The sequence below is a fragment of the Paraburkholderia sp. genome (assembly GCF_035948235.1).
Taxonomy (GTDB): Bacteria; Pseudomonadota; Gammaproteobacteria; order Burkholderiales; family Burkholderiaceae; genus Paraburkholderia.
The window spans coordinates 1-11,474 of sequence record NZ_DASZJJ010000017.1 but is presented as its reverse complement, the minus strand read 5'-3'; the positions used below and the strand labels follow the sequence as shown (position 1 = coordinate 11,474).

Annotated in this window: 13 protein-coding genes; 4 read left to right on the top strand and 9 right to left on the bottom strand. The window is 65.5% G+C overall.

The window, feature by feature from the left end:
• Nucleotides 1–28: 28 nt before the first annotated feature.
• Nucleotides 29–280, top strand: coding sequence for an AbrB/MazE/SpoVT family DNA-binding domain-containing protein (locus tag VG320_RS01145; protein ID WP_327198347.1), 252 nt, complete (start codon nucleotides 29–31; stop codon nucleotides 278–280).
• A complete protein-coding gene (locus tag VG320_RS01140; RefSeq protein WP_327198346.1) occupies nucleotides 274–624 on the top strand; it encodes a type II toxin-antitoxin system ChpB family toxin in 351 nt (116 codons plus the stop codon). The genes VG320_RS01145 and VG320_RS01140 overlap by 7 nt, the downstream gene beginning before the upstream one ends.
• Before the next feature lie 40 nt (nucleotides 625–664).
• Here the strand turns inward: VG320_RS01140 and VG320_RS01135 are convergent, their stop codons facing one another.
• From VG320_RS01135 to VG320_RS01110, 6 genes are all read right to left on the bottom strand, one after another.
• Nucleotides 665–2,149, bottom strand: a complete 1,485-nt coding sequence (locus VG320_RS01135; protein ID WP_327198345.1) for an efflux transporter outer membrane subunit — start codon at nucleotides 2,147–2,149, stop codon at nucleotides 665–667.
• Nucleotides 2,146–3,144, bottom strand: a complete 999-nt coding sequence (locus tag VG320_RS01130; RefSeq protein ID WP_327198349.1) for an HlyD family secretion protein — start codon at nucleotides 3,142–3,144, stop codon at nucleotides 2,146–2,148. The genes VG320_RS01135 and VG320_RS01130 overlap by 4 nt, the downstream gene beginning before the upstream one ends.
• A 7-nt stretch (nucleotides 3,145–3,151) precedes the next feature.
• A complete protein-coding gene (locus VG320_RS01125; protein WP_027818583.1) occupies nucleotides 3,152–3,361 on the bottom strand; it encodes a DUF1656 domain-containing protein in 210 nt (69 codons plus the stop codon).
• A 46-nt stretch (nucleotides 3,362–3,407) separates the two neighbouring features.
• On the bottom strand, nucleotides 3,408–5,555 hold the full coding sequence (locus VG320_RS01120; protein ID WP_327198344.1) for an FUSC family protein: 2,148 nt from the start codon (nucleotides 5,553–5,555) through the stop codon (nucleotides 3,408–3,410).
• 17 nt (nucleotides 5,556–5,572) lie between these two features.
• Nucleotides 5,573–6,028: a MarR family winged helix-turn-helix transcriptional regulator gene (locus VG320_RS01115; protein ID WP_103703386.1), complete on the bottom strand. Its 456-nt coding sequence runs from the start codon at nucleotides 6,026–6,028 to the stop codon at nucleotides 5,573–5,575.
• Between the two features lie 256 nt (nucleotides 6,029–6,284).
• The gene (locus VG320_RS01110; RefSeq protein WP_327198343.1) at nucleotides 6,285–6,980 is read right to left on the bottom strand and encodes an HAD family phosphatase; all 696 of its coding nucleotides are present in this window, start codon (nucleotides 6,978–6,980) and stop codon (nucleotides 6,285–6,287) included.
• A 133-nt stretch (nucleotides 6,981–7,113) separates the two neighbouring features.
• On the opposite strand from VG320_RS01110, the gene VG320_RS01105 reads away from it, so the two are divergent.
• Complete coding sequence (locus VG320_RS01105; RefSeq protein ID WP_327198342.1) at nucleotides 7,114–7,872, top strand: class I SAM-dependent methyltransferase; 759 nt, start codon at nucleotides 7,114–7,116, stop codon at nucleotides 7,870–7,872.
• Nucleotides 7,873–7,890: 18 nt separating this feature from the next.
• Here the strand turns inward: VG320_RS01105 and VG320_RS01100 are convergent, their stop codons facing one another.
• Entirely contained in the window at nucleotides 7,891–9,027 is a 1,137-nt protein-coding gene (locus VG320_RS01100) for an alanine--glyoxylate aminotransferase family protein (protein ID WP_327198348.1), read from the bottom strand.
• A gap of 419 nt (nucleotides 9,028–9,446) precedes the next feature.
• Between VG320_RS01100 and VG320_RS01095 the strand changes: the two genes are divergently transcribed.
• Nucleotides 9,447–9,842, top strand: a complete 396-nt coding sequence (locus tag VG320_RS01095) for a PaaI family thioesterase (RefSeq protein ID WP_327198341.1) — start codon at nucleotides 9,447–9,449, stop codon at nucleotides 9,840–9,842.
• 79 nt (nucleotides 9,843–9,921) lie between these two features.
• Here VG320_RS01095 and VG320_RS01090 read toward each other — a convergent pair whose 3' ends face one another.
• Complete coding sequence (locus VG320_RS01090) at nucleotides 9,922–10,716, bottom strand: ABC transporter ATP-binding protein (protein WP_327198340.1); 795 nt, start codon at nucleotides 10,714–10,716, stop codon at nucleotides 9,922–9,924.
• Between the two features lie 3 nt (nucleotides 10,717–10,719).
• Nucleotides 10,720–11,474 (bottom strand): ABC transporter permease (locus tag VG320_RS01085; protein WP_327198339.1); only part of this gene is annotated, 755 nt, incomplete at its 5' end.

The window sequence follows — 11,474 nt, the reverse complement described above, 5'->3', positions numbered from 1 at the left end:
AATGAATCTACATCCCGGAGGCGAATTCGTGGAACTCAAGATTCTGAAATGGGGTAATAGCGCGGCGATCCGTTTGCCGGCATTGCTGCTCGAGCAGATCAACGTGTCGATTGGGACTTCACTTTCAGTCGACGTGCTGCCTGAGGGCGTTATGCTGAAGCCCGCAAAGCCGAAATACTCGCTGGATGATCTGGTCGCGCAATGCGACCCAAAAGCACCGCTGCCGGAAGATCTCGCGGCCTGGGGGCAATCGAAGCCGGTGGGGCGTGAGGCATGGTGAGGCGTTCACGGTTTGAACGCGGCGATATTGTGCGCGTCAGTCTAAACCCGACCTCGGGGCGCGAGCAGCAGGGCGATTTTCGACCAGCGCTTGTGTTGTCGCCAGCGGCATTCAACTCGCTTGGCGTGGCTCTGGTCGCGCCGATTACGCAGGGCGGTGATTTCGCCCGCTTCGCGGGATTTGCCGTGCCACTGTCCGGTGCTGGAACCGAGACTCAAGGTGTAACGCTTGTCAATATGATCAGGACGCTCGATCTGGAGGCACGTGGTGCACGTAAGATCGAACGTGCGCCACCGGAAGTCGTTGAAGACGCATTGGCGCGCCTTCAAACAATCATCGAATGAAAGTGAAGCAGGCGCCTACTGTTCGGCTGCCTGTTTCCTGTCAATTGCCAGCCCGCCCCACCGGCTGCGCGCCTTGCCCAGCCGCCGGTTTCTCCTGATCCGGCTCCCAGCCTCCGCCCAGCGCGAGGAACAGTTTCACCTGATCGAGCGCCACCTGGCCTTCCGCCGCCGCGACCTGCGAATGCGCGCTGGTGAGCGTGCGCGTTGCGTCCAGATCGGAAATAAACGATTCACGGCCTGCCGAGTACAGCCGGTGCGTTTCGTCGGCCGACTGCTGTGCCGACGCATAAGCCGTGCGCAGCGCGTCTGCGCGCTGATCGTCCGCGGCATACGTTGCGAGGCTCGACTGCGTTTCGCGCAGCGCATTGAGGACCACGCCGTCGAAGTGCGCGAGCGCGCCACTCGTTGCTGCTTCGGCGCCGCGCACGCGGGCGCGCTGACCGTTGGCGGGGAACGTCCAGTTGATCAGGGGTCCGAAAGACCAGCTGTTGGTCGTTGACGAGAACAGATCGCTGGCGATACCCACCGTACCTACGCTCGCGCCGATGCTGACCGACGGATACATATCCGCAATCGCCACGCCGATTTTTGCGGTGGCCGAAGCCAGCTGACGCTCGGCTTCGCGCACGTCGGGACGGCGGCGCAGCAAGGCCGCGCCGTCGCCGACCGGAATCGGCTGCCTGAGCTTCGGCAGGCGGTTGCAACTGAGCGCGGCAGGCGGCAGATCGGCGGGCGCGCGCGCGAGCAGCATGGCGAGCTGATATTGCGCGATACGGCGGCGGCCCTCGAAACGCGGGATATCCGCGGCGAGCGTCTGCACCTGCGTCACGCCGCGCGTTACGTCGGGCTGGTTGCCGCGGCCCGCGTCGCGCAGGCGTTTGGTGAGCGCCACGCGCTGCTGTTGCAGCTTGAGCGATTCCTGCGCGATAGCGAGTTCTTCCGCCGCCGAACATGATTCGACATAAGCCTGCACCACGTCCGCCACCACGGTGATGCGCGCGAGGTCGGCGGCGGCGAGCACGGATTCGTCCTCGGCTTCGGCCGATTCCACGCCGCGTCGCAGCTTGCCGAACAGATCGATTTCATACGAGACGTTGATGCTGCCGTCGCCGAGGTTTTCGACCGGCAGCTTGCTGAACAGCAGGTACTGTTCAGCCGATTCCTGGGCGCGCTGGAAGCCCGCGCTCGCGCTGCCCGAAAAACCGCCCTGGGCGTTGGCGACATCGTATGCGGCGCGCGAGCGCGCGAGATTCGCGGCAGCCACGCGCAGGCTCGTATTCGATTTGAGCGCTTCCTGCACGAGTTGATCAAGCGCGGGATCGTCGTAGAGACGCCACCAGTCGTTGGGCACCGCTCCCTGCGAAACGGGCGCCTTATCCGCGCCGGCGATCGGCCCCTGGGCAAGCGGCGCGTTGACGAGCGCCTCCTGCGGCAACTTGTAGTTCGGGCCGAGATTGATACACGCCCCCACGGCCAGCGTGAGCGGCGCAAGCGCGAAAGTGCGCCAAAGACGACGGCGCGTCATTGCGAGGCTCCGCTCGCCATAACCGGCGCGATGGCGGCATCGGAACCGGCAACGGCGGCGCTTGCGCCATTCACGCCGCTTGCGCCACTCGCGCCATTTGCGCCATTACGCTTGTCCTTCTTCTCCAACGCCTCGTCGCGCACCGCGACGGTGGCCGTGCGGCCCGCGATCATGCGGAAATCGTCGGGCACTTCGTCCAGCGCGACGCGCACCGGAATCCGTTGCGCCAGACGCACCCAGCTAAACGCCGGGTTCACGTTCGGCAGCAGGTTGGGGCTTGCCTGGCGGTCGCGGTCCTCGATGGCGGCGACGATGCTCTGCACGTGGCCGCGCAGCGGACGCGACTCGCCCATCACGATGATCTCGACAGGCTGGCCGATATGGATGCCGTGCAGGCGCGTTTCCTCGAAGTAGCCGTCCACGCGGAACGAGTGCAGATCGACCACGGAAAGCACGGCGCGGCCCGCCGATACATATTCGCCCACGCGCGGCGCGCGATCGTTCAGATAGCCGTCGACCGGACTCACGACGGTCGTGCGCTGCAGATTGAGCTTTGCCGTATCCACCTGTACCTGGCCGTCGGCGACCGACGCTTCGCCCTGTTCGACGCGCGTGCGGCTTTCTTCCATGGTTTCGCTCGCCACGAGATTGCCGAGCGCGATGTTGCGCGCGTACTCGCGTTTGGCCTGCGCGAGCGTGGCCTTGCGCTGTTCGAGCGCCGCTTCTGCGAGGCGCAGCGACAGCGTGTAGCGGGCCTGATCGATGACGAACAGCACCTGGCCCTGCTTGACCGGCTGGTTATCCGCCACGTCGACGCTGGTGATGAGGCCGCCCACATCGGGCGCGACCTGGATCACGTCGGCGCGCACGTGGCCGTCCCGCGTCCACGGCGAGAACATGTAGTAATTGACGATGCGCCACAGCACGAGGGCGGCGACCACGACGACGATAAGCGTCAGCAGGATCTGTCCTGCGGAGAACCAGGTTTTTTTCACGTTCACGTTAGTTCACGAAGCGATGCGAAACGATGATGACGGCGGCCAGTACAAAAACATAGATGCCGAGATCGAAAATGGAGCGGTGCCAGACGAGCCGGTAAAAACCGACGCGTGTGAGCACCTTGCCGATCACGACGTTGATGAGGTACGCGATCAGCATCAGCACGAGGACGGCGGGCACGAAGACGCCAAAGATATCGATTTCGCCGATCATGGTGCGGATTTCGAAACAGGTTGATCAGATTGAACAGGACACGTGCTCATGCGCCGGCCTCCGTTGCGCCGCCATGCGGACGTTGTCCTGCCTGGGCGGGGTAGAGCGCGAGGCGCAGGCCCACCAGCGCGTGCAGCGTGTCGCGCAGCCAGCGCTGCGAGACGCGCGCGCGGGGCGTGGGGCCACCCGTGCCGTCGGCTGCGGTGCCGGCGGCGCTGGCCGCTTCCTGGGCGAGACCGCGCGTGGCGACGCGATGCATAGCGTCGTCGATGGTCGAAAGCAGGGCGGGCGAGGCGCTCTGGCGCTGACTGGCTTCGGCGCAGCGTGTGTAATGATCGCTCACGCCCGCGAGCACGCGGTCGATGGCGGCAGGCACATCGCCGTCGAGCTTGCGGCGCGATCGGCGCAGATCGAGCGCATTGAGCGCGATGCGCAGATCGCGGAAGCTCTCGATCGATGGGTGACGGTGTTCGTCGGAAGCCGCGAGACGCGGCATCAGTTGCATCAGACGATCGACCATACGCGAAGTCAGATTGCGTTGATCGGTGAGCGGCGCGGTGGAGGCGGACAGCGCCACATCGGACCAGCTCGAACGCAACAGCCGCCTGGCCGCGAATTCGGCGCCGAATGGGCGCGTCACGCGCGTCCAGACATAGGCGAACAGCAGGCCCGCGACGCCCGCGATATTGCTGTTGAGGAACACGAGGAAGTCGGTGTCGTAGGCGCTCTGGATGCTGATGAATGTCGCCGTGTTCACGGCAGTGAGCATCGTCACCATATTGAAGGCGGGGCGCGGAATCAGCGTGCCGATCAGAATGAACGGTCCGGCGAACATCAGCACGAGCATCTCGAAGTCGTGCACGCGGGGCAATACGACGAACAGATACAGGCCCGCGAACACCACGCTCGCGGCGGTCGCGGCGAAGAAGCGGAACACCATTGGCGCGGGCTCGTCGAGCGCGGCGAAGAAGCAGCAGGCCACGGCCGCAAGCGTCACGGCGCCCGCGCCGTCGTGCCAGCCCGAACTGACCCATAGCCAGCAGGCCACGAGGATCGCGCTCACCGGCACGGCGCACGAGATCAGCATCAGGCCGCGGTCGTAGAAGCGCTCGGTGCCGCCCAGACGCCAGTGGCGGTAGCGCGGGCGCCAGGTGCCAGCCTCGTGTGCGATCAACGCACGCAACGTACGGCAGTCCTGCCAGACGTCGATCACCTGGCCCAGACGCCAGAGCGCATTCGACAGCAGTGCGCCTTCCCAGCTCGTGAGCTGATCGTGTGCCGGCTGCAGCGCAGCGATGCGCGCGCGCAGGCTGTCGGCGGTGCTGTCGCCCGCTTCGTCGTGCATCTCGGCGGCGCGCGTCGGCAGCGGCGCGTCGAACCACTTCGCTGCGTCGGACAGCAGCGAGTCGAGCCCTTCGGGCCAGACGTGCAGATCGCGCCGCAAGGCGATGAGCGGGTCGGCGAGCGCCGAAATCATCGGCAGAAACAGCTGCATGCGCCCGCGCAGATCCTGGGCGCGCGCGAGGATTTCCGGATGCGTGTGGTCGTAGCCCAACTGGCTGAGCAGGAATTCGAGCTGGTTGACCGTGCTGGCCAGACGCTGGCGGCAGGCCGAAATCGCCTTGCCGACGATGTTGCCCGAGAGCGTTTCGCGGCCATAGAAGGCGGCGTCGCGGAACCACGCGTCGGCGCGCTCGATGAGGGTGGGCGCGAGACGGCTCGGCAGGATGTTGCTGCCGATCACGCTCGCACAGATGATGCCGACCGTGATCTCCTCGGTCCGCGCGATCGCCACGTCGAACACGGTGGACGGATCGGTCACCGTGGGGAAGGCGATGAGCGGCATCGTGTAGCCCGCGAGCATGAACACATAGCTGCGCGCCGTGCGGTCCATGATCGCGAGGTAGAGCAGCGTGCCGGTCCACAGCGCCACGATCACGCTGAACAGCAGCGGCGTTTCGACGAAGGGAGGCACGAGCGCGATGGCGGCGGCGGCGCCCAGCGCCGTGCCTAGAACACGATAAAGCGCCTTCGAGCGCGTGGCGCCGACGAAGGGATTCGAGACGATATAGACGCTTGCCATCGCCCAGTACGGACGCGGCAACTGGAACGCCAGGCCGATATAGAGCGCCAGCATCGAGGCTGCGAAAGTCTTGACCGAAAAGAGCCAGTCGCGCAGGGAAGGGTAGGTCATGAGGCCGCTTTCAGCTTTCAGTCATGAAGGGTGCCATCGGCCGGGTCCGGCGCGTTGAAGGCGTTGAGCACGCGCAGCGTGGCTTCCAGATCGGCGCGGCTCACACCCTTGAGCACGCGCGCGCGCAGCCCGCGCAGGTCCTCTTCCATTTTGGCGGTGACGGCGCGGCCTTCCTCGGTGAGCGAGATCGTCTTGGCGCGGCGGTCGTCGGGGTCCTCGTCGCGGCGCACCAGACCGGCGGCGCAAAGCTGATCGAGCAGGCGCACCAGAGACGGGCCTTCGATGCCGACGTGCTCGGCCAGCGTCACCTGGCGCACCGCCTCGCCCAGACGCCCGGCGGTGAGCAGCGGCGTGGCGCAGGCTTCGGAGACGTTATAGGCCGTGAGCGCGCCGTGGCTCGTGCGCCGCCACTTGCGGGCGGCCGTCACGAGCGTGCTGCTGACTGCCAGACGTAAGGTGTGAAGATTCGACATCGGCGGGATGATAGCGTAAAGCGATTCGGTAGCAAACTATCTTTTCCTGCGGCGAACACTTTCCGGATGGTAATCGAGCCGCTGTCCGCGTGCGCTCTGATTGCCGCTTTCCCGTGCCAGCTGTGACGCGCAAGCCACGCAGGTGCAACGCGGGTGCGGCTATGTCATATGTGTTTAACGTCGAGACGCGAAGGGAGCCGGCGGCGGCGCGGGTTTCCGATCGGAAAATTCTGTGCGTTTTCGTGGAAACGGCTGATTACGAAGCTTTCCAGCCGGTGAGCAGGGCGGCCAACTGCGCCATGTCGGTGAAGACGTGGGCGACACCTTCGGCATTGAGTGCCTCGGCACTGCTGTGGCCGGGCGCGGCGGGGCTGTAGCCGAACACGGTGGCGCCCGCCGCGAGGCCCGCGCGCGCGCCTGTCACGGTGTCCTCGATCACGGCGCAGCGGCGCGGGTCCACGCCCAGTCCGGCGGCTGCGGCCAGATAGACATCGGGATGCGGCTTGCTGCGCGGCGTTTCGTGGCCGCTGTAGATGTGCTCGCCGAAGCAGTCGAGCAGGCCCACCTTGCGCAATTGCAGTTCGACCTTGCGGCGATCCGCGCCCGAGGCCACGGCGATGCGGCCATCGTAAGCCGCCCGCACGGCGCGCACGGCGGCGGGCGCGCCGGGAATCTCGATCAGATCGCGCGCGAGCGCTTCGTTGCGGCGCGCGCGGAAGCCTTCGAGCCAGGCGTCGGTGAGGCGAAAACCCGTGTGCTTCTGGATGAGCGCCGCCTCGTCCTTGACCATCTTGCCGACGAAAATGCCCATCGCTTCATCGACGGACAGCGTCCAGCCCAGCTCGCCGAGCATCTGCACCAGCACGATATGCGTGATGCGCTCTGAATCGACGAGCACGCCGTCACAGTCAAAGAGCACGGCGTCGAAGGGGAGTGCGGAGAGTGCGGACATCGTCGGGTGGAAGTTTTGTAAGCCGAGGCGCGATGATAACCGGGATACGGGTGTGGGGTGGGAGTGGGGCGCAGGAGGGGCGTTGTCCTGCCGACTGGCACAATACGCGTTTTTCCCAGATTTTCGCTTCAGCATGCCGACCGATCCCCACGCCGACCAGCCTTCCACGCCCGAGCTTCCCGGCCGCGCGGCCTATACGCAGTTTGCCGACCGTTACGCACAGATGGCGCCAGAAAAACCGCATAACGCGCTTTATGAGCGCCCCGCGACCGCCGCGCTGCTCGGCGAAGTGGCGGGCCTGAGCGTGCTCGATGCGGGCTGCGGCCCCGGCATCGTCAGCGCGGAAATGGCGCGCGCGGGCGCCACGGTGAAAGCCTTTGACGTCACGCCCGCCATGGTCGAACTCGCGCGTGCGCGCTGCGCCGACCTGAGCGTGGACGTCGCGCAAGGCGATCTGGGCCAGCCGCTCGCGTGGCTCGCTGACGCGCAGTTTGACCGTATCGTCTGCTCGCTCGCGCTCGACTATGTGGAGCGCCTCGCGCCCACTTTCGCCGAATTCCATCGCGTCGCGCGGCCCGATGCGCGACTGGTGTTTTCGATGGCGCACCCCATGCGCGACTGGATCGACACGCGCACGCGCGGCAATCGCCCGTACTTCGAGACCACGCGTTTTGGCCTGCACTGGGGCGGCTTCGGCGAGCCGAAACCTTATGTGGAGGCGTATCGCCGGCCGCTCGCCGATATCGTCAACGCGTTGCTCGAAACCGGCTGGCAGATCGACGGCATGCTGGAGCCGAAGCCGGCCCCGGAGATGAAGGCCGTGGCCCCGGCGCTTTACACGGAGCTTGCGCTCGCGCCCGCGTTCCTCTGCATACGGGCGCGTCGCGCGTGATCCAGCCTTGATTCAACCTTAGCGCCGCGCGGCCGCCGACAGCGACTCTTCGAGCGCGGCCACGCCTGCGGGCAGATCGACGTCCGCGCCCAGGTCGCGCATGGTGCGCCCGAGCGCGTGGACGGTGCGGAACAGATGGTGCTCGCGGCATTGCTCGCCCATCTGGCCGATCCGCACGATAGGCAGTCCGAACGATCCGGCGATTTCAACCTGATACTGCTGCGAGATATGGTTGCACACGTCGCGCGGCGTAAGTCCCTCTGGCAGCCCGATGCCGACCACCGAATTCAGGCGGCACTCCTCAGGCGTATAGAGTTCGAGGCCGAGCGCGGCGACGCCGCTTTGCAGTGCCAGCGAGCAGCGCTGATGGCGCGCGAAGCGCTTTTCGAGCGTTTCCGTGCAGACCAGCCGCAGCGCCTCGTGCAGCGCAAGCACGCCCGATACCGGCGCGGTGTAGTGATAACCGGCTTTGTGCCAGAAGTTTTCCGCGAGCGTGGCGTCCAGGCACCAGTGCGTATTCGGCTCGGTGCGCTCGCGCACGCGTTGCCACGCGGCGTCCGAGAACGCGATCAGCGACACGCCGGGAATCGACGACAGCCCTTTCTGGCCGCCGGTAATGACGGTGTCGATGCCCCATGCGTCCATTTCCAGCGGCATCGTGCTCAGCGTGCAGACCGCATCGACGACGACCAGCGCCCCCGCCGCCTTCGCGATGCGCACGATGTCCTTCAACTGGCGGTTCCAGACCGTGTTGGAAGTCTCGCCGTGCACGATCGTGACGATCGCGGGGCGCGTGCGCTCGATGGCCTGCGCGACGGCGTCCAGCGAGGCGATCTCGCGGTCGCTCACGTCGAGCGTGGTGACGTCGGCGCCGATGCGGCGCGCCATCTCCGCCATCCGGCCGCTAAAGAAGCCGTTGACAATCGAAAGCACGCGCGTGCCGGGCCATGCGAGGTTCGAAATCGCCATTTCCATCGCCGCCGAGCCGGGGCCGGCCACGCCGAGCACCCAGTTCGAACGCGTCTGGAACACGTAACGCGCCATCGTCTTCACCTGGTCGATTACGCGCGCCATGGTGTCGCCGAGGTGATTGATGACGACCGAATTGGCCTTCGCGACGGCATCGGGGATCGGCACGGGGCCCGCGCCCATCATGAGCAGCGGCTCGTCGGGCAGGATCTCGGTGAGTGGATCGACCGCCGGACAGGCGACCGGCAACGCGGCGGCGGCCGCCGCTGCCCGTTGCGGGATCAGGGTGTCGGTTAAGCGCGTGTTGTCGGTCATGGTGAGTTCCTTAAGGTGCAGCAAAACGCTGCGAGTGAATAGTGCACGCACGCTGGCGGCAGGGGAAAAGCAAAGTGTTCTCCGGCGCGGCCCGCAAAGCCATGTACAGTTGCGCACATTTCCTCTGAACAGTGGGACGGCGCGCTGCGAGCCCGTGTCTGGCGGCCTATAATCGCCGCTTCAAGTTGCTTGACTGGGCTTTGCTTCGGGTTTGGCACCGGGTTTTGCACTGTACGCGCTTGCGCCGGATTCGTCGATTCATCGCTTTAGATTATCAAGGGGCACGCAGCATGCCGCAATTCGCCGTCGACAACCCGTTCCTCGAAACGTTGGGCGTGAGCATCGCGCAGTGGCGCGAGGGCTACGTAGAGCTGCTCATGCCGATCGACGGCTCGAAGCTCAATCGCCAGGGCGTGCTGCAAGGCGGTGCGATTGCCACCTTGCTCGATGCGGCCGCGGGCTATGCGGGTCTCTACGCCGATGCCGACGCGCCGAAGCGTCATGGCTTCACGCTCTCGCTCACGACCAATTATCTCGACAAGGGACTCGGCGAGTTTGTGCGCGCCAAAGGGTATCTGGAGCGCGGTGGCCGGTCGATCTTTTTCGCGCGCGCCGAGGCATGGGTGGACGATCGCCTGTTGATCGCCAGCGCGCAGGGTACGTTCAAATATTCGAAGACGGCTTGAAGTAATTCGGAATCCATATCGATTCGCGGGCAATAAAAAAACCCGCGAGCCATGAGGCCGGCGGGCTTGTTCGAAGCGTTTAGCCCAGCAACAACGCGTCGTCGTCGAGTTTCTCGTGGCGCGTCTGCTCGAACATGCGCAACAGGTCCGGTACATCCAGACCGCGGCGCTCGTCGCCGGACACATCCAGCACCACCTGGCCCTGATGCAGCATGACCGTGCGCTGACCATAGTCCAGCGCCTGGCGCATGCTGTGCGTGACCATCATGGTCGTGAGCTTTGCTTCCTCGACGATACGCGCCGTGAGTTCGAGCACGAACGCGGCGGTCTTCGGATCGAGCGCGGCCGTATGTTCGTCGAGCAGCAGGATGCGCGATGGTTGCAGGGACGCCATCAGGAGGCTCACCGCCTGGCGCTGGCCGCCTGACAGCAGGCCGATGCGATCGCTCAAACGGTTTTCCAGGCCCAGATTCAGGAGGCGCAGCTTGGCGCGAAACAGTTCGCGGTCCTGCTTTTTCAGCGCCGGGCCGAAGCCGCGCCGCTTGCCGCGCGCCATCGCCAGCGCCATGTTTTCTTCGATCGTCAGCGCTTCGCAGGTGCCCGCCATCGGGTCCTGGAACACACGCGCGACCAGATGCGCGCGATCCCAGGCCTGCTTCTTCGTGACGTCGTTGCCGTCGATGGTGATCTTGCCGCCGTCCACCATCTGATCGCCGCTAATCGCATTGAGGAAGGTGGATTTGCCTGCGCCATTCGAGCCAATCACGGCGACGAACTGGCCGGTGGGGATTTCCAGCGTGAGACCGCGCAGCGCGCGCGTTTCGATCGGCGTGCCGGGGTTGAAAGTGAGTTTGAGGTCTTGTGCGCTGAGCATGGCTTAGGCTCTCCCGTTCTTGCGGCCGAACAGCTTTTTGCGCGTCGCGGGCAGCACGAGCGCGATCGTCACGAGCAAGGCTGTGACGAGATTCAGATCCTGCGCCTTCAGGCCGATGAAATCGCTGTTGAGCGCCAGCGCAATGAAGAAGCGATAGAGAATCGCGCCCAGCACGGCGGCGAGCGTCGTGAGCACCAGACGGCGCGCGGGCAGAATGCTTTCGCCGATGATGACGGCAGCCAGCCCGATCACGATGGTGCCGATGCCCATCGATATATCCGAGCCGCCCTGGGTCTGCGCAAACAACGATCCGGCCAGCGCAACGAGCGCGTTCGAAAGCGCCATGCCGGCCAGCGTCGCGCGGCCCGTGGCAATGCCCTGCGCGCGCGCCATGCGCGGATTCGCGCCGGTCGCACGCAGCGCGAGACCGTATTGCGACGAGAAAAACCAGTCCACACCGAACTTCGCCGCAAGCACGACCACCAGCAGCGCGAGCGGACGCAGCACGTAGTCGGGCAGCCACGCGGGCTGAATCATCGTGAAGACGGTGGATTCGGTGATGAGCGGCACGTTCGGTGCGCCCATCACACGCAGATTGATCGAATAGAGCGCGATCATCATCAGGATGCTGGCGAGCAGATCCATGATTTTCAGGCGTACGTTGAGCCAGCCCGTGACAAAGCCGGCCGCCGCGCCCGCAATCGTCGCGCACAGAGTGGCGAAAAATGGGTCCTGGCCGTGCGCGATCAGCGTGGCCG